General features: G+C 59.8%; 19 protein-coding genes. 12 read left to right on the forward strand and 7 right to left on the reverse strand.

Annotation, left to right across the window (positions count from 1 at the left end):
* Positions 1 to 76 precede the first annotated feature (76 nt).
* Entirely contained in the window at positions 77 to 2,140 is a 2,064-nt protein-coding gene (locus AC1EJ1_RS01700; protein WP_285014924.1) for an ABC transporter ATP-binding protein, read from the reverse strand.
* Complete coding sequence (locus AC1EJ1_RS01705; RefSeq protein WP_285014921.1) at positions 2,137 to 3,966, reverse strand: ABC transporter ATP-binding protein; 1,830 nt, start codon at positions 3,964 to 3,966, stop codon at positions 2,137 to 2,139. Before AC1EJ1_RS01705 ends, AC1EJ1_RS01700 begins: the two co-directional genes overlap by 4 nt.
* 142 nt (positions 3,967 to 4,108) lie before the next feature.
* On the opposite strand from AC1EJ1_RS01705, the gene AC1EJ1_RS01710 reads away from it, so the two are divergent.
* The gene (locus AC1EJ1_RS01710; RefSeq protein ID WP_285014917.1) at positions 4,109 to 4,870 is read left to right on the forward strand and encodes a hypothetical protein; all 762 of its coding nucleotides are present in this window, start codon (positions 4,109 to 4,111) and stop codon (positions 4,868 to 4,870) included.
* A 34-nt stretch (positions 4,871 to 4,904) separates the two neighbouring features.
* Here AC1EJ1_RS01710 and AC1EJ1_RS01715 read toward each other — a convergent pair whose 3' ends face one another.
* A complete protein-coding gene (locus AC1EJ1_RS01715; protein ID WP_082628591.1) occupies positions 4,905 to 5,375 on the reverse strand; it encodes an RNA-binding S4 domain-containing protein in 471 nt (156 codons plus the stop codon).
* A gap of 177 nt (positions 5,376 to 5,552) precedes the next feature.
* Between AC1EJ1_RS01715 and AC1EJ1_RS01720 the strand changes: the two genes are divergently transcribed.
* The 3 genes from AC1EJ1_RS01720 to AC1EJ1_RS01730 all read left to right on the forward strand — a co-directional run bounded on the left by AC1EJ1_RS01720 (position 5,553) and on the right by AC1EJ1_RS01730 (position 7,259).
* Positions 5,553 to 6,029 (forward strand): ribose-5-phosphate isomerase, encoded by a 477-nt coding sequence (locus tag AC1EJ1_RS01720; RefSeq protein ID WP_480295247.1) that lies wholly within the window; start codon positions 5,553 to 5,555, stop codon positions 6,027 to 6,029.
* A gap of 29 nt (positions 6,030 to 6,058) precedes the next feature.
* Positions 6,059 to 6,583, forward strand: a complete 525-nt coding sequence (locus AC1EJ1_RS01725; protein WP_285014908.1) for an NUDIX hydrolase — start codon at positions 6,059 to 6,061, stop codon at positions 6,581 to 6,583.
* 238 nt (positions 6,584 to 6,821) lie between these two features.
* Complete coding sequence (locus tag AC1EJ1_RS01730; RefSeq protein WP_285014904.1) at positions 6,822 to 7,259, forward strand: Ohr family peroxiredoxin; 438 nt, start codon at positions 6,822 to 6,824, stop codon at positions 7,257 to 7,259.
* A gap of 317 nt (positions 7,260 to 7,576) precedes the next feature.
* On the opposite strand, the gene AC1EJ1_RS01735 is transcribed toward AC1EJ1_RS01730, so the two are convergent.
* Positions 7,577 to 8,887 carry a M18 family aminopeptidase gene (locus tag AC1EJ1_RS01735; protein WP_285014901.1) on the reverse strand — a complete coding sequence of 437 codons (1,311 nt, stop codon included), beginning with the start codon at positions 8,885 to 8,887 and terminating at the stop codon, positions 7,577 to 7,579.
* Between the two features lie 6 nt (positions 8,888 to 8,893).
* Here AC1EJ1_RS01735 and AC1EJ1_RS01740 point away from each other — a divergent pair, with 6 nt between their 5' ends.
* Positions 8,894 to 9,421 (forward strand): MarR family winged helix-turn-helix transcriptional regulator, encoded by a 528-nt coding sequence (locus tag AC1EJ1_RS01740; protein WP_285014899.1) that lies wholly within the window; start codon positions 8,894 to 8,896, stop codon positions 9,419 to 9,421.
* A gap of 33 nt (positions 9,422 to 9,454) precedes the next feature.
* On the opposite strand, the gene AC1EJ1_RS01745 is transcribed toward AC1EJ1_RS01740, so the two are convergent.
* The 3 genes from AC1EJ1_RS01745 to AC1EJ1_RS01755 all read right to left on the reverse strand — a co-directional run bounded on the left by AC1EJ1_RS01745 (position 9,455) and on the right by AC1EJ1_RS01755 (position 12,311).
* Positions 9,455 to 9,910, reverse strand: a complete 456-nt coding sequence (locus tag AC1EJ1_RS01745) for a GNAT family N-acetyltransferase (protein WP_285014897.1) — start codon at positions 9,908 to 9,910, stop codon at positions 9,455 to 9,457.
* Between the two features lie 151 nt (positions 9,911 to 10,061).
* Complete coding sequence (locus AC1EJ1_RS01750; protein ID WP_285014895.1) at positions 10,062 to 10,844, reverse strand: CPBP family intramembrane glutamic endopeptidase; 783 nt, start codon at positions 10,842 to 10,844, stop codon at positions 10,062 to 10,064.
* Between the two features lie 315 nt (positions 10,845 to 11,159).
* Positions 11,160 to 12,311, reverse strand: a complete 1,152-nt coding sequence (locus AC1EJ1_RS01755; protein ID WP_480295248.1) for an RsmD family RNA methyltransferase — start codon at positions 12,309 to 12,311, stop codon at positions 11,160 to 11,162.
* A gap of 213 nt (positions 12,312 to 12,524) precedes the next feature.
* Between AC1EJ1_RS01755 and dnaK the strand changes: the two genes are divergently transcribed.
* The 7 genes from dnaK to clpB all read left to right on the forward strand — a co-directional run bounded on the left by dnaK (position 12,525) and on the right by clpB (position 22,065).
* The gene (gene dnaK, locus AC1EJ1_RS01760; protein WP_480295249.1) at positions 12,525 to 14,408 is read left to right on the forward strand and encodes a molecular chaperone DnaK; all 1,884 of its coding nucleotides are present in this window, start codon (positions 12,525 to 12,527) and stop codon (positions 14,406 to 14,408) included.
* Positions 14,405 to 15,271 (forward strand): nucleotide exchange factor GrpE, encoded by an 867-nt coding sequence (locus tag AC1EJ1_RS01765; RefSeq protein ID WP_480295250.1) that lies wholly within the window; start codon positions 14,405 to 14,407, stop codon positions 15,269 to 15,271. The genes dnaK and AC1EJ1_RS01765 overlap by 4 nt, the downstream gene beginning before the upstream one ends.
* A gap of 79 nt (positions 15,272 to 15,350) precedes the next feature.
* On the forward strand, positions 15,351 to 16,403 hold the full coding sequence (locus tag AC1EJ1_RS01770; protein WP_480295251.1) for a DnaJ C-terminal domain-containing protein: 1,053 nt from the start codon (positions 15,351 to 15,353) through the stop codon (positions 16,401 to 16,403).
* A gap of 3 nt (positions 16,404 to 16,406) precedes the next feature.
* A complete protein-coding gene (locus tag AC1EJ1_RS01775) occupies positions 16,407 to 16,940 on the forward strand; it encodes a heat shock protein transcriptional repressor HspR (protein WP_058237290.1) in 534 nt (177 codons plus the stop codon).
* A gap of 172 nt (positions 16,941 to 17,112) precedes the next feature.
* Complete coding sequence (locus AC1EJ1_RS01780) at positions 17,113 to 18,477, forward strand: MurT ligase domain-containing protein (protein ID WP_480295252.1); 1,365 nt, start codon at positions 17,113 to 17,115, stop codon at positions 18,475 to 18,477.
* Positions 18,470 to 19,216 (forward strand): type 1 glutamine amidotransferase, encoded by a 747-nt coding sequence (locus AC1EJ1_RS01785; protein ID WP_058237289.1) that lies wholly within the window; start codon positions 18,470 to 18,472, stop codon positions 19,214 to 19,216. Before AC1EJ1_RS01780 ends, AC1EJ1_RS01785 begins: the two co-directional genes overlap by 8 nt.
* 149 nt (positions 19,217 to 19,365) lie before the next feature.
* Positions 19,366 to 22,065 carry an ATP-dependent chaperone ClpB gene (clpB, locus tag AC1EJ1_RS01790; protein ID WP_480295253.1) on the forward strand — a complete coding sequence of 900 codons (2,700 nt, stop codon included), beginning with the start codon at positions 19,366 to 19,368 and terminating at the stop codon, positions 22,063 to 22,065.
* The last annotated feature ends 27 nt before the right edge of the window (positions 22,066 to 22,092 follow it).

Below are 22,092 nucleotides of genomic sequence, written 5' to 3' on the forward strand. Positions count from 1 at the left end.
CTCCTCTCATGATCTGTCAACATGCTCGGGCACGTGCTCCACTTCAGCTTACGTGCCCAAGCGTCCATTCATGAGCCTATGCGATATCGTCCTCGTCCGTCACTGCTGGGCCCGCAAACTGAGCCTGGTAGAGGCGGGCATACGCGCCGCCGCGTTCCAACAGTTCCACGTGACGGCCAGTTTCCACCACGTCGCCGTCTTCCATCACCAAAATGAGGTCCGCATCGCGAATCGTTGACAGGCGGTGCGCAATGACAAACGAGGTGCGATCCTGGCTGATTTGATCCATCGCCTTTTGTACCAGTGCCTCGGTGCGCGTATCAACCGAGGATGTTGCCTCATCGAGGATCATCAGGTCCGGGTGCGCGATGAATGCACGGGCAATTGTCAAAAGCTGGCGCTCACCGGCCGAAATCTGGTCGTCCTGGTCGGCAACCTTCGTGTCATACCCATTGGGAAGTTGCGTAATGAGGCGATGCGCCGCCGTCTCCTTCGCGGCTTGCCTGACGTCCTCAGGTGTGGAGCCCTCACGCCCAAACGCGATATTCTTCTCAATCGTGCCTTCGAACAGCCATGTATCCTGCAGCACCATCCCCATATGGGAGCGCAGAACATCCTTGTTGATCGTCGAAATATCCACGCCGTCGATCCGAATCGCACCGGAGTCCAGCTCGTAGAAGCGCATGAGCAGGTTCACCAGCGTGGTCTTTCCGGCACCCGTTGGCCCGATGATCGCGACAGTTTGGCCAGGCTGTACCTCCACCGACAGATCCTTGATAACGGGCTTATCTGGCGAATAGCCGAAGCGCACGTGGTCAAAGACGATGTGCCCGCGCACGTGCTCATTTTCTGCCGTGCTTGCCTGACCGTCCCAGGATGTCTGGCTGCTGGCAGCTTCTGGCGTTTCGTCAGTGCCCTCCACATGGGCCAGCGCGAACGAGGACGCCCCGTTATCCGGCTCCATCTCAGGTGCATCGAGGAACTCAAAGACGCGTTCAGCCGAAGCGATACCGGACTGCAGGGAGTTCGCCATCGACGCCAACTGGCCCAGAGGCTGCGAGAACTGACGCGAATACTGGATGAAGGCCTGAACCTGGCCTAACGTCATTCCACCGTTGGCGACCATCAGCCCGCCACCCACGGCGACCACCACGTACGACCCGTTGGACAGTAACCCCATCAACGGCATCATCAGGTTGGAGATGAACTGCGCCTTGAACGATGAGTGATACAGCCGCGTATTGGCGTCGTTGAATTCGTCGGTGAAACGCTCTTCCAATCCGTACAGCGCAACGACCTCGTGCCCCGTCATCGCTTCCTCCACGACGCCGGAAACCTCGCCGGTCGCATTCCACTGCTCAACGAACTGCGGCTGCGCCTTCTTCATCAGGTAGACGGCGATCGCTGCACCGAAGGGAATGATCACCATCGCCAACAACGTGAGCTTCCACGACATCGACACCATCATGGCGACAATGCCAACGACGGTGAGGACTGACTGGAAGAACTGGGAGAGCGTCTGGTTCATGACCTGCGTGACGTTGTCGACGTCGTTGGAGACGCGAGAGATCAGATCACCGCGCGAATGCTGATCGAGGTAGCTCAGCGGCAGCCGTTCGATCTTGCGCTGAATCTCATCGCGCATCCGCCACCCGGCGTTCTGAACGGCAATGCGCAGCAGAATCTCACCGACCAGCCCCACCAACGCTGAGGCGGCGTAGATTGCGCACACCGTCAGCAGGACCTTGCCCAACTGGCTCATGTCGATTCCCTGGCCGGGCACGACGTCCATCGCAGAAAGCATGTCAGCGAAACGATCATGACCCGAGGCGCGCATCGCCTCGATTGCCGCTTCTTTCGAGGGCGCGTCCGCCATCATCTTCCCGATGACGCCGTTAAAGATAATGTCTGTGCCGCGGCCGAGAATCTTCGGTGCAATCACTGACAGAACCACCGATGTTGCAGATGCCAGCAACGTGATGAAAATGATGAATGCATCGGGTCGCAGTGACTTGATCAGGCGTTTCAACGAGCCGGAGAAGTTCTTCGACTTGCCTCCAGGTGCGACCCCGCGGTTGCCGCGAGGACGGTTGGACTGCCCGCCGCGGCGCCGGCGCTGTGGCTGAGAATCAGTGCTCATGCTGCCTCCTCCTCGCTGAGCTGTGAGGCAACAATTTCCTGATACGTCGTACAGCTCTTCATCAGGTCCTCATGCGTGCCGCGACCGGCGATGTGACCATCTTCCAGCACGATGATCGTGTCGGCGTGCCGAATCGACGCGACGCGTTGGGCGACCACCACGATCGCTGCGTTGCCGGTGTGATCAGATAAACCTGCCCGCAGGCGCGCATCTGTGGCGTAGTCCAGCGCGGAAAAAGAATCGTCAAAGATATACAGGTCGGCATCGCGGTACAGGGCACGCGCAATCGACAGGCGCTGGCGCTGACCGCCGGAGAAGTTCGACCCGCCCGGATCGACGTCATAATTCACACCGCCATCAAGCTTGGAGACGAACTCCGTGGCCTGAGCGCCCTCGAGTGCGCGCTCCACCCTGGAAAGCTGCTCGTCTGTCAGGTTGTCGGTTCGTGTCACGTCCAACAAACCGGACACTGTCTGCGCAATGGTGCCGGAAAACAGGTACGCATGCTGTGGCACCATCGCGATGCGCTGGCGTAGCTGAGCCAGGTCTATGTCGCGCGCATCGACGCCATTGACCCGGACAGTTCCGCCTGTGGGATCCATCAGGCGCGGCAACAGGTTCACCAGCGTGGTCTTGCCTGAAGCAGTTGAGCCGATGATTGCAGTTGTCGTTCCTGGTTTCAGAGTGATCGAGATGTCATCCAGGACTGGTGAGAGTGCCCCGTCGTAATGCACGCTGACGTGGTCAAGACTGAACACCCATTGGCCCGGGTCAGGCGCGGTGTCGTGGTGAGAATCCTCGGATGCGGCGGCGTCGCCCTCGTCAATGTGCGTCGCCATGTTCGAGGGGGACTGGGCTTCCGCGGGCGTGACGACTGTGGGAGCTGCGTCAAGAACTTCGGTGACACGGTGTGCGGCGACGCCGGCACGAGGCACCATCACGAACATCATGGCGGCCATCATGACGGCCATGAAGATCATGCCGAGGTAATTGATGAAGGCGAAGAGCGCACCGATCTGCATGTTGCCGCTGTCGATCAGGAATCCGCCGAACCACACCACTGCAACCGATGAGATCGAAATGATCAGCGTCACCGAGGGGAACATGATCGAAAAGAGGATACCGATGCGCAGGTAGACTGACCGTACAGACGCGTTGACCGAGTCGTAGCGCTCGCGGATAAACGGCTGACGCACGAATGCGCGGATGACGCGGATGCCGGTGAGCTCTTCGCGCAGGACGGTGTTCATCGTGTCGATGCGTTTTTGCAGGCGGGCGAACTGCGGTGCGAGGAACGCCATGATGACGCCGACAACGACCGCGAGGATGGGGACGACGACCAAGAGCAATAGTGAGAGGCGTTGATTTTGGCGCACAGCCATCAGGACTCCACCGATGCCGTTAATGGGTGCCTGCACCATGATAAGGAAGGTCATCAGGGTGACCATCTGGATTTGCTGCACATCGTTGGTGGAACGCGTGATCAGGGAAGGGGCACCGAAGTCATGCATGTTCTGAGCGGAGAACGACTGCACATGAGTGAAGAGCCGGTGACGTGCCCAGGCGCCCAGACCCATCGCCGTACGGGCGCCGAAGTAGACAGCGAACGCAGTGGTGACCACCTGGACGAGAGTGATCCCCATCATGATTGCGCCGAGTTTCCAGATCAGGTCAGTGTCACCTTGTGCGACGCCTTCATCGATGATGCGGGCGTTGAGGCTCGGCAGATTCAGTGCGGCTATGGTTGCGATTACCTGCAGCACGATAATGCCGATCACTTCAAGAAGGCGTGTACGCAGATAGCGCCAAACAAAACGAAAAAGCACGCGTTTTCCATTCCATCGAAGTGCGTGACGTTTTCACGCACTCACATATGGTAAGAGACGCTGTGTCATCATGCTCACGATGGCGTTTTTGCGCTGTTGCGTGACCGATGGACATTTCAGGTTAATCGAGTAAACTTCCGACGTGCCCATGTTTACGTCATACAGAACACCTGCGTTTTCACCTGATGAGCTTATTGCAGGTTTTTGGTTGGTGCTCGCCTATGTTCATGCCGGAAAAGTGGCTGAATATGTTGCGAATAATGGTGAACCGACTGAAGCTGTTCCTCTGACCGAGGGTGGCACGCCTCACACCTGGCACGAAATCGACGATATTGTTGAGCCTGTTATCCGTCATCATGGTCTCGACCACCCGGATGAACTTGCGGAGAAGATCGCACAAAACATCGTTCGTACTGTGTGGTGGGTCACACAGGTGAATGACAAGGTGCCTGGTGAGGCCTCTCAGGCGTCGATCTCTGTGGCTGATTTTGACCGCGCCCGCTCGGCTCTGCTGGAAGCCTGGAACGTAGGATCGATCGCCGGAATGGCGCTGTGGCCACCGACCGCCCGCACTGTCGCCACGCGTGTTGGCGACGGCAGGTGGAACACAGCTCTGTCCCGTCTGGGAGTTGCGACGTATTCAGGCAGGCGGGTTGGAGCCACGCGCTTCAGTGATGAGGACATCATGAAGGCGTTGCGCAAATTTAACGACGAACTGCGCGAAGAATCTGGTGAGGAATCCTCCAGCTCGCAGGTGTCGGATCGTCTGACCTATCAGAACTACTGCGAGTGGGCCTCTGAGCAGCGGGCTGCGGGCGAGCGGATCGTGTCAGGCGCCACGATTCGCCAGCGCTACCGGTCGTGGAAAAAGGCACTGCATGAGGCCTTTGAGCAGGAGGGCTGAGCGCGGCGCGGCGTGCTCAGCTGAGCGAGGGTGGCTAACGCCAGCGGATCGATGAGTCGCGTCCGCGCAGGCGATCAAGTTCGCGACGCTCTTTCTTGGTGGGGCGACCTGTACCCTTTTCGCGCCGAGCCACCGGAATTGAGAGGCGAGGCCGAGGAAGCGACAAATCAACGTAGCACTGCCGCGCAATAGGGGCGCCCATCCGTTTAGCCAGGAGGTGACGCACCTCCAGCACGCGATCGAATCCTTCGACGCGCAGGCGCACTTCGTCGCCGACTCTGACTTTCTGTGCGGCTTTCGCTGCCTCACCGTTGACTTTCACGTGACCGGCGCGAGCGGCAGCCGTCGCAGCCGAACGCGATTTCACCTGCCGAGTCGCCCACAACCACGTATCGACCCGCACGAAGGGCTGGTCGCTGAGTGCGCCCGCAGGGATCGGCACTTCCGCGTGCGCAGGATCAGCGCTCTCAGCCGGAAAACCGTATTCAGCATCGTGGTTGCTCATAGACAGATCCTAGAACGAGAAGAGCCGCTCTACCTTCCGCACCTTGAGCGGGTGGCGGACGACGCACACAGGTGCGAACCAATTGGGATCTGGCCGATGCGATGGCTACGATTGGAACAGGTCACTGTACAGACCTCACGTCAGCAACGCCGCTTCACCATGATGAAAGGACTCGACATGAGCACTCCTCGTATCGTCCACATTGCTACAGATCACGCGGGGCTCGATGCGTCGCATGCGATTCAGGAACACCTGCGGGAGCGCGGATTCGAGGTTCACGACCATGGCCCTCAGTCCTACGATCCGCAAGACGACTACCCCGCTTTCTGCATTCACGCCGCGCAGGCCGTTGTCGCGGACCGGCAGGCAGGAAAAGACGCCCTCGGCATCGTACTGGGTGGATCCGGAAATGGTGAACAGATCGCCGCCAACAAGGTCGATGGTGTACGAGCCGCCCTCGTCTGGAACGAATCGACCGCGCTGCTGGCCCGCCAGCACAACGATGCGAATGTTGTCGCGCTCGGAGCCCGTCAACACCCCGAGGAGGAAATGATTCACCTGATCGACCTCTTCCTCGACGAGCCTTTCTCCAACGAGGAGCGTCACGTCCGTCGCATCGGCCAAATCAGCCAGTTCGAGGCCGACCGAGCCTGACCTGCGTCACGAGCCACTAGGGTAGATGCATGGCAACTCCTCCTTTCATCCTTGAATTACGCTCCAAAATCGGACACGCACCGCTGTGGATACCAGGGTGCACGGCAGTCGTATTGCGTCCCGCTGCGTCTTCCTCATTGACGAGGGTGACCGGCGCGAGCGTTGACCTGGCTGATATTGAAGTGCTGATGGTCAAGCGCGCTGACAACGGTCAGTGGACGCCCGTGACAGGAATCGTGGATCCAGGTGAGGAACCGGCTGTTGCAGCTGAACGTGAAATCCGTGAAGAAGCCGGTGTTGAAGCGGTTGCGCAGCGCCTCTTGTCGGTGGAGGTCGTGGGGCCTGTGACCTACCCGAATGGTGATGTGTCGAGCTATCTGGACTGCTCATTCGTGTGTGAATGGAAGCAGGGCGAGCCGTGGCCTGCCGATGGTGAAAACACAGAAGCGGCATTTTTCCCTGCCAACGACCTGCCTCCCACTAATGAGCGCTTCCGAACTGCGATTAAGCGGGCACTGTCAGGCAAAAACGGGCCGGCGGTGTTCAATCGGTAGTACTCCATAGGCCCAAAACGTGCAGCTTCTAACCGTTCATAGATAGGACAGTGTAAGACACAGCAACTCCCGCCCGAGGCGTGCAGATTCTCCGTGCGTGCCGGTTATGGGGGATTAGTGGAGAGATCGGGGATTAGTGGAGAGCGCGCTTGGCCAGCAGGGTAGATAGCGTGTGGCACTGTTTCACCGACTGGAACGGCACTTGCCGACAGATCGGGGACGTGGTGAGATTGAGCTCATGGCACATACACCTCAAAAAATCGTCTACAGAGTTGAAGCCGATTGCACGGGAGGTCGCGACGGAGCCGTCACGATTCCGACGCTGGACTTCCAGGCCGATCTGCGTACCCCGGAAAAGATGGGTGGCCCCGGTGGGGGACTGAACCCAGAAGCGCTGTTCGCCGCAGGCTACGGCGCATGTTTTCAAAGTGCGCTTGCACTTGCTGGAAAAGAACTCGGAGTTGACACGTCTGATTCGCTGGTCACCTGCTCGGTAGGCATCGGACCCGAGGGCGAATCCTTCGCTCTGTCAGTCATGATCAATGTTGACATCCCTGGCCTCGACGATGAGACGGTCAAGCGCGTGGCGACTCGCACGCACCAGCTGTGCCCGTATTCCAAGGCCATCGCTGACAACGTTCCGGTTCAGATCACAACCGGCCAAAAGTCGAAGTAAGGTCTTGTTCTTGTCAGTTCTCTAACTGTGTGTCAGGTGCGGGCTGCAGCGCGTGAGCTGTAGCCCGTACCTGTTGTGTACGTCCATTTTCATTGACCCAACTGTCGATCTCGATCGACTATAGGGCGAGGGTGTTGCAACCCTGCCACTGTTTGTGCAGGTCAAAAGCTCTTTCCGGCACGCGAATCAGTCGACGCGTCGTCCAAATCGACAGTTGGGGACAAGAGGGGGAGTGGAGACAGCCGGGCGCGAGAGGAAGCTGGAGGAAGGCAGCTGGGAGCCAGAGCGCAGGGCGCTGCGCAGAGCGCTTTCGTGCCTCAGGCTCCGCGCCAGTAGGCCTCCAGAATTGCACTGAGCGATTCAAGGTCGGCGACGTGGCTCATTTCGCGAGCCGAGTGCATCGACAGTAAACCGATCCCGACGTCAACCGTGCAGATTCCCAGACGGGTAGCCGTGATCGGTCCAATTGTCGTCCCGCACGGCATCGCATTGTTGGACACGAAATTCTGCCAGGGGGCGTCAGCTGCCTGAGCCGCGCGTTTCCACAACGCGATCCCGGGAGCATCAGAGGAATACCGGCGGTTGGCGTTCAACTTCAACAGTGGTCCGCGGCCCATCACCGGGCGGTTGTCAGGGTCGTGCCGATCAGCATAGTTGGGATGCACGCTGTGCCCGGCATCAGCAGAGATGCACGATGAGGCGGCCATCATCCGAGCCGTCCCGTCAAAGTCTCGACCCAGGCTCGCCGCCGTGCGACGCAGAATGTCTTCGAGGAACGGCCCGGCCGCCCCCGAACTGGTTGACGATCCTACTTCCTCATGATCAAAGCAGGCGAAAATCAGTACATCGTTGCCGCTGATGCCGTCAGCCAGTAGGCGCTCTATTGCGGTGAGGCCGCTGTGCACCGATGACAAATTATCCTGACGGCCAGCAGCGACAAACTGTCCGTGCGATCCGAAGACGGCAGGCCCCTGCGAGGGAGTCAGGATTAGATCAAAGGATGCGATCTGATCGGCGTCATCCAGATCGACCGTTTGAGCCACGAGATCAAGGACCGACGCGTCGTCCTCGTCAACAGTCCATACGGGCTTCATATGTTGCTGCTTGTCGAGCACAAGGCCCTTGTCACTCACTGTACGGTCCAGGTGGATGGCCAGCTGCGGGATGCGTGCGAGTGGGCCGGTTGCGACCAGGCGCTGCTCGCCGCCTTGCGTGAGAATGCGTCCAGCGATTTTGAGTTCGCGATCCAGCCACGAGTTCAGCAGCATTCCGCCGTAAATCTCTGCGCACAGTTGCCCCCACCCGTCGGCGGTGGTGGCCTGCACAGACGGCTTAAGCACGAGAGCAGGGGAGTCGGTATGTGCGCCGACGATGCGGAACGCAGACGAGTCAGTGACAGACTCGGGGATCACATACGCAATAACGGCACCGTCGCGGACAACCACGTGTCCACCCGGTGCTGTATCCCACGTGTCAGTTTCGCGCTGGCGCACGCACCCCGCATCCTCCAAACGTTGAGCAATGAGGTCAGCGGCGTGGTACGAGGACGGGGAATCGCTCAGAAAAGACAGATAATCGCAGGTAAAGGCACTGGCCGTCGCCGTGCCGGCAGGTTTCACGTTGGACATGACTCCATGGTAGGCGATGGAACAACGCCGGTGGAGTCGCCCTCGTCAATCCTGCCGAACGAACAGGCGACAACCAGTAAGGAGCTGCGTCGCAGTGTGTTCGAGGCGACGCGAACCGCCGTCGAACACGCGAGTGAGGCTCAGGAGTTCAGCTTGTCGGCGATCTCGACTGTGCGGCGAGCCATGTGGTCGAGCGCAGCCAGTGTTTCCTCCGAACGCGTGTCGGTGTTCACCCGCTCAGGAATGACACGCGCGATCGCTCGTCTGGAAAAGCTTGGCCTTGTTGAGCGCACCCCGTCACCCTCGGACAAACGATCAATGCTGGTGTCGTTGACGCCCGAGGGAAAGCGCACGCAGCAAGAAGCCGCTGTCATCACTCAGGAGCACGGCGCTCAGCTATTCGGTGCAGTCGCCACTGCCGATGAACGTCGCCGCGTTGAGCAGATTGGTCTGGATCTGCGCGCAGAGATGGGGGCGCGGCAAAGTGAAATGATTAAACAGGAAGACGAGGACGCCTCGCCGTGCGGCCGCTGATAATCTACTTGCCGGCAAAGAACCGCTGACGAACTACTTGCCGGCGGAGAAGCGGTACACGTTCGTCTCGCGCAGCTCGAAACCGCACCGCTTGTACAGGCGGTTAGCTGCTTCGCGCGAGGGACGCGATGTCAGGTCAATCGTGCGTGCGCCAAGCTCCTGGGCAAAGTCAACCGCTGCTTCAACCAGCTTCTGGCCGGCACCTTGGCCGCGCGTACTGCCGTCAACGACCACATCTTCTACCCAGGCGCGCAAACCGGTGGGAATCGTGAAAGTAGCCAGCGTGAGCATTCCGGCGATCTGACCGGCGGCTAAATCGCCGGTTGCCTCATCGGTGCGGTAGATAAACAGGTGGACACCGGGCTGGGCAATAAAGTCGCGGATGGCGCCTTCTTCCATCGGTGCTGATGAGCGGGATAGCTGAGGGATGAGCAGCTTCATTGCTTCGGTCAGTTCGGGCGAAAAATCATCGACGCGTTCGATCGCCATGAGGCCTCCTGTGGGTTGCGCAATCTCCCTAGCATTGTGACACGATCAGCCACCGATGCGTGCGCGTGACGCTCGGGCAGGTGTCGGTAATCCGCCGCATACGTGATGACTGTGGGCGATATGCAGCAATCAGAGATGCGAAGCGGCCCTTCTACTGGGCGATGCTCGGTTCTTCGTGTACGCCCTGATCCTGGTGTACACGCAGGTTCTTCAGACAGAAGATGCAGTACACCACCAAGAGCACAACGCAGAACGACACAAGCGCTGCGTTAAAAGCTGTCTCAGTCATCGACAAGGAGGAAGCAGCATCGGCGCTCGTCTTTTCGATGACGGCCAGAGAATTATTCAGGCTGTGGAAGATGACGCACGGAATCAGACTCTTACCGTTGTAGAACAGCAATACAAGGGTGAAGCCGACGGCGATCGCAAAAATGATCTGCATGAGCGTATTCATCAGTGGCGCGCCATTGAGCAGGTTGACGATATGCCCCAGTCCGAACGTCAACGACGATACGACAATCGCTGCCATCAAATTGCTTTTCGCCATTGCCAGGAAAAGGAATCCTCTGAAAATGACTTCTTCCAAAAAGCCGGTGCACAGCATGCTGATGATCAGGAAAAGAGTTGGCGCAGGGCTGTACATGAAGTGGAAACCCGTGATCAGTCCGCTTGTGGCAACGATCAGCAGGGGAATGAAGAACCAGGCTTTACTTGAGGGGTAGGGCGGTTTGATGAGCCCGTACTTTCTCGCCAGGCCATTGGAGATAATCCAGTACGCAAGAATTGCGACAAGTGCGATATGGAAGATCGCCGGGATCAGCGCTGTGACCCCGATCTGATCGGTGACTTGCTGCGCAACGAGGGTCCCACCGACGTAGAGGACAATCATGACGATTGCGAACGTCATTTCACTTTTCTGATACAACGCCTTCATCGTGACGCCTCGTTTCGTGGACGCGGGGATCGAGGAGCTGAACGACCTCACGTATGAACCTGAAAGAGCATGACATGAAGTTCTCACAAAGCCGCTAATCTCACTGGTGTTTTCAGTGTAACCAGCGCGAATCAGGCCGTCGGTAACAAAATGATAAATGCGCGTCGGCTCATGTGGATGGGGAAGTTGTGTCGCTCCTTGTGGGGGTTGTGTATATTTCAGGGGGCGTCCGCGCTCCTATCGAGCAGAATTGAGCAGTCAAACGTGTTTCAAGCAGGTCTGCTCCCTTATCGTATATCGAGCAAACTTTCGCTCTTAACATCTTTCAAGCAAAACCGCACACTCGACATGGCGGGTGTGCGCGAACATGTCAAAAATGCGTCCCTGACTCACTTGATACGACGGCATGTGCGCAAGATCCTGAACCAGTGTTTCCGGATTACATGACGAGTACACGATGTGGTGTGCTCCGCACCCGTTGAGCCATGTCGCAAGCTCCTCACCCAGCCCGCGTCGGGGAGGGTTGACCACGATAGCATCTGGAACCGTGCGTTCGGACTGCTCTCGCGCCCACTTGGTCGCATCCGCCGCAATGAAACGCGTGCGCACACGCCTTGCTGCCACCTCCAGGTGCTGCGCAGCGTTCTTCGCAGCCTCGACAGCATCGCCGGAAATCTCCACGCCCGTCACATCCTGGACACCCGCGGCTGCAGCATTTAACGCAAACCCGCCCACGCCGCAATACAGATCCCACACGCTGCGAGCATCTACATCCGTCAGCCAGCTCGCCACCTGCATGTACAGTGCTGAAGCCACCCGCGTGTTGGTCTGAGTGAAGGAGCGCGGCCCAACCTGCAGTCGCGTCCGTCCAACCGTCATCGGCAGTGTTACCTCGTCGGTGAGGACGTACTCATCTGGCCCTTCGACCAATGCTGCGTGCGTGGGATGAATGTTGGCCGTCACCACTCGAATGGTCGGCACCGCCTGTCTGATTGCATCAAGATGAGTGCGCAGAGTCGACATGTGGCGGCGCGAGCGCAACACGAAGCGCACCATTAGTTGTCTGTCATCGCCTGCCGTCACGATGACGTACTTAAGGTCGCCTCGACGCCGTTTGACGCTGTACGGTTCGATGCGCATGCGCTCGATCAAACGGGCAAGTCGGGGGAGCTGATCGCGGATTGCAGGCACGACGATCGGGCAGTCTCGCAGGTCCTGCACGTTCAAATCCGCCCCCAGTATTCCCAGCCGCATGTCCGAGGGTGTCCCTCCTGCCACGAGTTTCACCTTGGAGCGAAAATCCTTCTGATGCGATGCAGCAGGTGCCAGCCACTGCAGATCGGGCGTGCCGAATTCAGTGAGGGCGCGACGAACCTTCGCATCCTTGTCTGCAAGTTGACGTTCGTACGGTGTGGGTAGCAGGGTGCACGAATGGCACAGCCCGGCCTCGAAATACCCACATTGCATAGGGGAATTGTGTCACGGTGCCTGCGAGGGTGCCCGATCGCAAGGTGATGTGTCCGGAGGCTGTGTCGGCTTGCTCACATGTGACGAGGGAATAAGCCTCACCGCGATGAAGTTGAGCATATTAGACTCAAGTTTGAGGACGTAGGACTTGCCATGACGTCATCCTCCCTCTAAACTTGAGTGCAACAGACTCAACTTGGAAGGATAGATTCAATGGCACGAGCAATTGGCATTGACCTGGGAACAACGAACTCCGCTATTGCGGTGTTGGAAGGTGGCGAGCCCACCATTATTGCCAACGCCGAAGGCGCGCGCACCACTCCCTCGGTCGTCGCATTTTCAAGCACCGGCGAAGTCCTCGTCGGAGAACTGGCCAAGCGGCAGGCCGTCACAAACGTTGACCGCACCATCTCGTCAGTCAAGCGCCACATGGGCACCGACTGGAAAGTGTCCATCGACGATAAGGAATACACCGCGCAGGAAATCTCCGCGCGTATCCTCGGCAAACTCAAGCATGACGCGGAAGAATACCTCGGTGAACCGGTGACCGATGCGGTCATCACCGTCCCCGCATACTTCTCTGATGCGCAGCGTCAGGCCACGAAGGAAGCCGGCCAGATCGCCGGACTGAACGTTCAGCGCATCGTCAACGAGCCAACCGCAGCAGCTCTGGCGTATGGCCTGGAAAAAGGCAAGGAAGATGAACTGATTCTGGTCTTCGACCTTGGCGGTGGCACGTTCGACGTGTCCCTGCTGGAAATCGGCAAGGATGATGACGGCTTCTCCACCATTCAGGTGCGTGCAACTGCCGGTGACAACAAGCTCGGTGGTGACGACTGGGATCAGCGCATCGTTGACTGGCTCATCCAGCAAGTCAAGTCCAAGTCAGGCGCTGACCTGTCGAAGGACACCGTCGCGCTGCAGCGCCTCAAGGAAGCAGCCGAGCAGGCCAAGAAGGAGCTGTCCTCGGCCTCGACCACGAACATTTCACTGCAGTACCTGTCGATGACGGCTGACGGTCCTATCCACCTGAACGAATCGCTTTCGCGCGCCAAGTTCGAGGAAATGACCTCTGATCTGCTTGACCGCACGAAGCAGCCGTTCCACGACGTGATTCGTGACGCAGGTATCCAGGTCTCCGACATTGACCACGTTGTGCTGGTCGGTGGCTCCACCCGTATGCCGGCAGTGGCTGAAGAGGTCCGCAAGCTGACCGACGGTCGCGAACCGAACAAGGGTGTCAACCCCGACGAAGTTGTGGCAATCGGCGCAGCCCTGCAGGCCGGCGTCATCCAGGGCGACCGTAAGGACGTTCTGCTCATCGACGTGACCCCGCTGTCCCTCGGCATTGAAACCAAGGGCGGGTTCATGACCAAGCTGATCGAACGTAACACCGCGATCCCGACGAAGTCCTCGGAGCTGTTCTCCACAGCGGAAGACGGCCAGACATCCGTGCTGGTTCAGGTCTACCAGGGTGAGCGCGAGTTCGCCCGCGACAACAAGCTGCTGGGAACCTTCGAACTGGGCGGCATCGCCCCGGCACCTCGCGGCAAGCCGCAGATCGAGGTCACCTTCGACATCGACGCCAACGGCATCGTGCACGTCTCCGCAAAGGATCGTGGCACAGGCAAGGAACAGTCGGTGACCATTACCGGTGGATCTGCCCTGCCTAAGGATGAGATCGACCGCATGGTGAAGGAAGCTGAAGCGCACGCCGCCGATGACAAGAAGCGTCGTGAGGAAGCTGAAACACGCAACACGGCCGAGCAGAAGGTCTACATGACCGAGAAGTTCCTCAAGGATGACGGCGACAAGGTGTCAGAAGGTACGCGCAACGAGGTCCAGACGGATATCGACGCGGTCAAGAAGGCGCTCGAGGGTGACGACATTGAAGCAGTGAAGTCGGCTATGACCAAGCTCGACGAATCATCACTGAAGATCGGTCAGGAAATCTACGCCGCGCAGCAGGCCGAGGGTGACCAGGCCCAGGCTCAGGCAGACGGTCCGCAAGCCGGCGCCGGCCAGGCAGATGCATCATCGAGCGATGACGACGTCATTGACGCTGAAATCGTTGATGAGGAGGACGACGACAAGTGAGTGAGACACCGATGAACGACAAGAGCCAGACCGGGCCCTCCGAGTCTGATCCGCGCGTGTCGCCATCGGGTCCCACCGACCAGAACGCGTGTGCATCCGGCAAACAGTCAGATGCACACGCCGAGGGCAACGGCACCGGCAGCGCCTCACAGCATGGCGCTGCCGCCCGTGAGGCCGATGCGTCGCACACAGGTGATGCGTCTGAACCAGCAGGCTCAGCACGCGAAAACTCAGATGCAGACGATTCAGCTTCGACCGCCCCTCGCGATGGCACCACGTCCAATGAATCTGACGGCACCTCCGATGTCTGCGCAGACGATGTAAACAGCGAATTGACTGATGGCGCCAATGCTGCGCCAGCAAGTACCGACGATATGTCCGCATTTGAGGATGATGTCGAAGATACCGAGCTGGCCAAGGCAATGGCACGAATCGGAGAACTGGATGACGACCTGGCTCGGGCACGCGCCGACCTGTACAACCTGAACCAGGAGTACGGCAACTACGTGCGCCGTTCCAAGGAAGCTGCATCCGCCCACCGCGTGAGCGGTCAGCAGGAAGTGGCAGAAGCGCTGATTTCCGTCCTCGATGATATTCACGCAGCGCGTCAGCACGGCGACCTCGAAGACGGACCTTTCGCAGCGATCGCTAACAAACTTGAAGAAGTTCTCAAGAGTCAGTTCGCGATGGAACGCTACGGCGTGGAAGGGGACGACTTCGACCCCTCGCTGCACGAGGCGCTGATGGCACAAGCCAGTGAGGATGTCGACCACCCTGTGATCGGCCAGGTTCTGCAGCCCGGATACCGCATGGGTGAGAAGGTTCTGCGCCCCACGAAAGTGATGGTTCACAACCCACAGTGACACGTACAAGGACGGGCATAAATCGATGCCCACGAGAAAACGAACTGCTCACAGGCAGACAACCGGGAGATGAGGTGACATGAGCGGACAAGATTGGTTGGAAAAAGATTTCTACAAGACTCTGGGAGTCGGGAAAGACGCCGACGCGGCAGCCATTAAGAAGGCCTACCGCAAGCTTGCCCGAAAGTGGCACCCCGATCAGAATCCTGGAGATGCGAAAGCCGAAGAGCGTTTCAAGGAAATCGGTGAAGCCTACGCCGTCCTGTCAGACCCTGAACAGCGCAAACAATACGATGCGCTGCGCTCAATGGCAGGTGGCGGGGCACGATTCCAGGCAGGCCCCGGCGGTGCGGCAGGCGGAGCAGGCTTTGAAGACCTGTTCTCCAACCTGTTCGGCGGCGGTGCTGGTGGGCCGGGCGGCCAGACCCGAGTGCGCTACAGCACTCAGGGTGGCGGCGGAGCAGGCTTTGAGGATATGTTCTCGAACCTGTTTGGCGGCAGCGCCGGCGGACAGTCTGGCCCCTACGGGTCGGGCTCATTCGGTCAGGGAGCGCCCGGAGCAGGCTTTGGCGGTCCTCGACCCCAACGCGGAAACGACCTGCGTGCCTCCACCACACTGACGTTCCGTCAGTCCATGGAAGACACCACCGTGCGGATGACCGTTGACGGCCATTCGATGACGGTGCGCATCCCTGCTGGCGTGAAGGACGGTCAGAAGATCCGTCTGCGCGGCAAGGGGCGTCCCGGCTCAAATGGCGGGAAGAACGGTGACCTGATCGTCACGATCAACGTGGCCAGGCACCCTGTTTATTCGCGCGACGGTGACAACCTGCGGATGCAGCTGCCGGTGACTATGTCGGAGGCAGCGCTGGGTGCCAAAGTCAGCGTGCCCCTTCCTGACGGATCACATGTCGCCATGAAGATCCCTGCAGGCACGCAGTCAGGCGCCGTGTTGAGGCTGCGCCACCGTGGAGCGCCCAACGGGAAGCGTCGTGGTGACCTGCTGGTGGAGGTCCAGGTCGCTGTCCCCACGAAGCTCACGAAACAGCAGCGCGAGGCGCTCGATGCCTTCAGCGCGTCGCTGGGTGACTGGGATCCACGCGCTGACCTTGCAAAGCGTGCGGAGGTGTAAGACATGCTGCCTTCTCACTCGCAAACGACGTTCGTGATTTCTGTGGCGGCAGAACTGGCAGGCATGCATCCGCAGACGCTTCGGCAGTATGACCGCCTGGGCCTGGTGACGCCTGCCCGCACCAAGGGACGAGGGCGGCGCTACACGCACCGTGACATCCAACGTTTGCGCGCCGTCCAGGTCATGTCCCAGGAAGAGGGCATTAATCTGGCGGGAATTCGCAGAATCCTCGACCTGGAGCGGGCACTCGAACAGCTTGAAGGTGAACGTGACGCGCTCGAACATCAGCTCGATGAAGTCAGGCGGCGACGCGACCGTGTCTTTGCCGCCTCACCGACAGGTGAAGTCTCTTCACTGCGTCGTGGCGAGCGTCCGGGTTCGGCCCGGCGAGGTGCTGACACGCCGGTGGACACAGGCGCATCAACAGGGACTGAACTGACGTTCCACGGTGGAGCACTGGTCAGATGGGCGCCTACTCAGCTGATGGACCTGGTGAGTTTCTGGATGAATGACTGGCAAGCGCGTCGCGACGGCTAGGCTCAACCTCTACGCCTCTCGGGACGGGCAGGACCCGACCGATGCGCCCCACGAGGCGAGCCTCAGCGATATGCCCCACAAGATCGACATGGAAGCGCATGTGCTTTTTCAAGGTCCGCACCACACCAGCTGAAAGTGGAGGTGCGGGCCTTTGCCGCGCTAATGTGACCTCATGACAGTGCCTCATGATTCGACCCGACCATCGTCGAACTCGTCGCGATCCCTTCGCTCCCGCGTGGCAACGGGATTCGGATCGCTGGCTCGCACCGCCTCTCGTGCTCTGGGACGAGGTTCAGGCGGAATGATCGGTGGTCGAGTCGCCCTCGCACTGGCTCCAAACGTTCTTTCAGAAGTGTCCCGAGGGTGCCATTGCGTCACAGTCACCGGCACGAACGGTAAATCCACGACGACGCGAATGATTCGCGCGGCGCTGTCCACACGCGGGCAGGTTGCCTCGAACGTGAACGGCGACAACATGCCGCCCGGCATTGTCAGTGCGTTCATGATGGCGCCTCGCGCACAATTCGCCGCTCTGGAAGTCGATGAAATGCACCTGCCGATCGTTGCCGGACAGGTCAACCCTGCAGTGATGGTGCTGCTCAACTTGTCACGCGACCAACTGGACCGTGTCGGTGAAATCGGCACAGTGGAGCGGCGGCTGCGCCAGGCAGTCAACGCCCACCCCGATGCAACCATTGTTGCGAACTGTGATGATCCCCTGATCGCTTCAGCCGCATGGGATGCGAAGTCGGTGATCTGGGTGGCAGCCGGTACCACGTGGGGGGCGGACTCAGCAGGATTTCCCCGCGGCGGCAGGCTCGTGCGTCAAGGCGATGATTGGCATGTAGTCGGGGCCGACCACCCCTATCGGCGTCCCGAACCCGACTGGTGGCTGGAAAAGGTCGACGCGTCCGGCGAGGCGACACTGTGTTCGCACGAGGGCCACGCCACCGACGTGAAACTGAATCTGCCTGGAGCAGCGAACCTCGGCAACGCGGCGCACGCAATCGTGGCTGCGCATCAATTGGGCGTCGACATTGGGGACGCAAGTCGGGCGATCGGTGAGGTCAGAGAAGTAGCAGGGAGGTATTCCACTCACGAGGTCAATGGTCGCCGCGTGCGTATGATGCTGGCGAAGAACCCGGCCGGATGGCAGGAAGCCATGACGATGGTGGATTCCACTGCGAACGGACTGGTCATCGCGGTGAACGGGCAGATCCCTGATGGCGAAGACCTGTCATGGCTGTGGGACGTGGACTTTTCAGTGCTCCAACAGTATCCGTGCGCCGAACGCGTCGTGGCGTCGGGGGAACGAGCGGCGGATCTGGCTGTGCGCCTCGAATATGCAGGTATCCATTGCGAGTGCGTACCCGACACGATCGAGGCATTGACGCGCTGTGCTGAAGGACGCATCGAATTCCTGGCAAACTACACGTCATTCCGTGACACGAAACGTGAAATCGACCGGCGCGAAAAAGAACGCCACGCCGGCACGCAGAGCACGCACACGACGGCCGAGGGAGGACGCGATGAGTGAATCAACCTTGCGGATCGGTGTGCTCTACCCCGAAGTGCTGGGCACGTACGGCGATACCGGCAACGCGGTGGTGCTGTGCGAACGTGCACGCAGGCGCGGAATTGATGCTGACATCATCAGCGTCGACCTGGACACATGCGTGCCTGAAGACCTTGACCTGTACACCCTGGGTGGGGGAGAGGACACCGCCCAGGCTCTCGCCGCTCGAAAAATGAGTGACGGCACCGGGTTGAAACGCGCTGTTGAGCGGGGTGCCCCCATTCTGGCGATCTGCGCCTCCCTGCAGGTGCTGGGCCAATGGTACGAGGATGCTAACGCAGTGCGCGTGCCCGGTTTGGGATTCCTGGACGTCACCACCGCACCTCAGGGCAGCAGAACTATCGGTGAGATTCTCACCACTCCCCGAATCGACGGGCTGACCGACCTGCTCACAGGATTTGAAAATCATGGCGGTGCCACAACATGCGGACCGGATGCCACGCCACTGGGAACCGTCATCCGCGGAACGGGCAACGGCGTCAATACTGGCGACGGAGCATGCGACGGTGTCCACCAGGGATCTATCATCGCCACCTATATGCACGGCCCCGTCCTGGCGCGCAACCCGCAGCTGGCTGACTACCTGCTGAGCCAGGCAATGGGAATAGCGATGACAGACCTGTCTGAACTGACTGTTCCCGGCGTGCAGCGCCTGCGCGAAGAACGCCTGCAGGCTGTGCACAGTGAGGTCGGCAACTGAACTCCTGAATCACAAAGTTGAGTGGAATAGACTCAAGGCGTGTGTCGTTGTAATGAGTAGATCAGACAACGAAGCCCGTCAGACTCCCTCGTCGACCGAAAACTAACGGTCCGGAAGGTGGCTGAGGGGCAACACTTTAGGAGGTACACGTGAGCGAAGAGTTCACAACGAAGGCTCAGGAAGCCATCGGATCGGCGCTGCAGTCAGCGGCAGCCGCATCCAATCCGCAGGTCGAGCCCCTGCATCTGCTGGGCGCACTGCTCGAACAAAACGAGGGTATCGCCCTGTCCCTGCTGGCAAGCGTTGGAGCAGACCGGAAGGTCGTGGGCGCACGCACCCGCAGCGCTTTGGTGAAACTGCCCTCCACACAAGGTGCCACGACCACTCAGCCCGCCACATCCCGCACGCTGCTCACCGTCATCACCGACGCGCAGCGCAGGGCGAAAGAGGGTGGGGACCAGTACACGTCAACCGAACACCTGCTCATCGCGCTCGCAGCCTCGGGCACGGATGCAGGAAAGATCCTGACCGATCAGGGGGCGACGGAAGAAGCGCTGACCCGTGCACTTTCGCAGCTGCGCCCTGACCCGATCACGTCGGCCAACCCCGAAGGCTCATTTGAAGCACTCGAGAAATACGGTCGCGACCTGACGCAGGTGGCGCGTGAAGGAAAACTCGACCCGGTCATCGGCCGTGACAACGAGATCCGCCGCATCATTCAGGTCCTGTCACGACGCACGAAGAATAACCCTGTGCTGATCGGTGAACCCGGTGTCGGCAAGACCGCTGTGGTCGAAGGCTTGGCGCAACGAATTGTTGCCGGTGACGTGCCCGACTCGCTCAAAGACAAACGAGTCGTGTCACTGGACATCTCATCGATGGTGGCAGGTGCCAAGTATCGTGGCGACTTCGAGGAGCGATTCAAAGCCGTTCTCAACGAAATCGCACGTTCGGACGGGCAGATCATCACCTTCATTGATGAGCTGCACACAGTTGTTGGCGCCGGTGCCGCTGAAGGGTCAATGGATGCGGGCAACATGCTTAAACCCATGCTGGCGCGCGGCGAGCTGCGGATGGTGGGTGCCACCACGCTGGACGAGTACCGCGAAAACATCGAAAAGGACCCTGCGCTGGAACGCCGTTTCCAGCAGGTCTTTATCGGGGAGCCGTCAGTGGAGGACACCATCGCCGTTCTGCGCGGCATTGCACCCAAGTACGAAGCGCACCACAAAGTCACGATTTCCGACGGTGCCCTCGTCGCTGCTGCGCAACTGTCCGACCGCTACATTACCGGGAGGCAACTACCCGACAAGGCGATTGACCTGATTGACGAGGCCGCATCCAGGCTGCGTATGGAACTGGATTCCAGCCCCGTGGAAATTGATCAGCTGCGTCGCCAGGTGGACAGGCTGCGCATGGAGGAATCCTACCTTGCCGAGTCCGACCCCGATCAGGGGGATGCTGCCACGCAGGAACGCCTGGTGAAGCTGCGCAAGGACCTGGCTGACCGGCAGGAAGAACTCAACGCGCTGACCAGCCGGTGGGAGGCTGAAAAGGCCGGGCACAACAAGGTCGGTGACCTGCGTGTCACGCTCGATGACCTGCGCACTCAACTGGAGCTGGCGATCCGCCAGAACAAATGGGAGGAAGCCGGTCGCTTGCAAAACGGCGAGATCCCCGCTGTCGAACACCAGATCGAGCAAGCCGAGTCGGAGGCCGAACGTGACGCGGCAGACGGCAGCACGCCTGAGCCGATGATCGCGGAGAAAGTCGATGCCACCACCATCGCGGAAGTTGTCGAGTCATGGACCGGAATTCCTGTGGGGCGCCTGCTCCAGGGGGAAACCGAGAAACTGCTTGAGATGGAAGACGTGATCGGCAAGCGACTGATCGGTCAGAAGAAGGCTGTTCGCGCCGTAGCCGATGCGGTGCGTCGTTCGCGCGCCGGGCTGTCTGACCCGAACCGTCCCGATGGATCATTCCTGTTCCTCGGACCCACTGGTGTCGGTAAGACCGAGCTGGCACGCTCCCTGGCGGACTTCCTCTTCGACGATGAGCGCGCCATGGTGCGAATCGACATGAGCGAGTATTCCGAGAAGCATTCGGTTGCCCGCCTGGTCGGATCTCCGCCCGGATATGTCGGATACGAGGAAGGCGGTCAGCTCACCGAGGCCGTTCGCCGCCGCCCGTACTGCGTCATTCTGTTGGACGAGGTCGAGAAGGCCGATCCTGAGATCTTCAACATCCTGTTGCAGGTCCTGGACGACGGGCGACTGACCGACGGACAGGGACGCACGGTTGACTTCCGCAACACGATCCTTATTCTGACATCGAACCTGGGCTCACAGTTCCTCGCCGACAGCGCGCTGTCACAGCAGGAACGCCATGACGCGGTCATGCAGCAGGTGCGGATGGCATTTAAACCTGAGTTCCTCAACCGTCTTGATGAGGTCCTCATGTTTGAACCGCTCACCAGTGAAGAGCTGGCGCAGATCGCGGACCTTCAGGTTGCGGCGCTTGCCCGTCGACTGGCTGACCGGCGCATCGCGCTGACGGTGACCGAACCGGCACGCCGATGGCTGACTCGTGCAGGATACGATCCGGCCTATGGTGCCCGTCCGTTGCGTCGCACTGTTCAGCGCGAGGTGGGGGACCGACTGGCCACGATGATTCTGTCCGGCCAGGTGCATGACGGTGACGAAGTGCGCGTGGATGTCAGCGAGGATCTCAGATCCCTGACGATGCAGCGCGTCGGGCCATCCGAGCCTGATGGCGACGAGTATGGCGATCATTCGCCGGACCACAGCGCCGAGCAAAGCGAATACACGCCGGACGACAGCGCCGAGTAAGCGTCGGGAAATCCTGCACCCGCCGTT

The sequence above is a fragment of the Pauljensenia sp. C0170B4 genome (assembly GCF_056590235.1).

What these genes read in the sequence shown, in the direction of transcription:
- AC1EJ1_RS01725 (WP_285014908.1), top strand. Translation starts at nt 6,059, where the DNA reads ATGGCAACTCCTCCTTTCATCCTTGAATTACGCTCCAAAATCGGACAC.
- AC1EJ1_RS01775 (WP_058237290.1), top strand. Translation starts at nt 16,407, where the DNA reads ATGCTGCCTTCTCACTCGCAAACGACGTTCGTGATTTCTGTGGCGGCA.
- AC1EJ1_RS01715 (WP_082628591.1), bottom strand. Translation starts at nt 5,375, where the DNA reads ATGAGCAACCACGATGCTGAATACGGTTTTCCGGCTGAGAGCGCTGAT.
- AC1EJ1_RS01745 (WP_285014897.1), bottom strand. Translation starts at nt 9,910, where the DNA reads ATGGCGATCGAACGCGTCGATGATTTTTCGCCCGAACTGACCGAAGCA.
- AC1EJ1_RS01780 (WP_480295252.1), top strand. Translation starts at nt 17,113, where the DNA reads ATGACAGTGCCTCATGATTCGACCCGACCATCGTCGAACTCGTCGCGA.
- AC1EJ1_RS01700 (WP_285014924.1), bottom strand. Translation starts at nt 2,140, where the DNA reads ATGAGCACTGATTCTCAGCCACAGCGCCGGCGCCGCGGCGGGCAGTCC.
- AC1EJ1_RS01755 (WP_480295248.1), bottom strand. Translation starts at nt 12,311, where the DNA reads ATGCAATGTGGGTATTTCGAGGCCGGGCTGTGCCATTCGTGCACCCTG.
- AC1EJ1_RS01730 (WP_285014904.1), top strand. Translation starts at nt 6,822, where the DNA reads ATGGCACATACACCTCAAAAAATCGTCTACAGAGTTGAAGCCGATTGC.
- AC1EJ1_RS01720 (WP_480295247.1), top strand. Translation starts at nt 5,553, where the DNA reads ATGAGCACTCCTCGTATCGTCCACATTGCTACAGATCACGCGGGGCTC.
- AC1EJ1_RS01785 (WP_058237289.1), top strand. Translation starts at nt 18,470, where the DNA reads ATGAGTGAATCAACCTTGCGGATCGGTGTGCTCTACCCCGAAGTGCTG.
- AC1EJ1_RS01770 (WP_480295251.1), top strand. Translation starts at nt 15,351, where the DNA reads ATGAGCGGACAAGATTGGTTGGAAAAAGATTTCTACAAGACTCTGGGA.
- AC1EJ1_RS01740 (WP_285014899.1), top strand. Translation starts at nt 8,894, where the DNA reads ATGGTAGGCGATGGAACAACGCCGGTGGAGTCGCCCTCGTCAATCCTG.
- dnaK (WP_480295249.1), top strand. Translation starts at nt 12,525, where the DNA reads ATGGCACGAGCAATTGGCATTGACCTGGGAACAACGAACTCCGCTATT.
- AC1EJ1_RS01735 (WP_285014901.1), bottom strand. Translation starts at nt 8,887, where the DNA reads ATGTCCAACGTGAAACCTGCCGGCACGGCGACGGCCAGTGCCTTTACC.
- AC1EJ1_RS01750 (WP_285014895.1), bottom strand. Translation starts at nt 10,844, where the DNA reads ATGAAGGCGTTGTATCAGAAAAGTGAAATGACGTTCGCAATCGTCATG.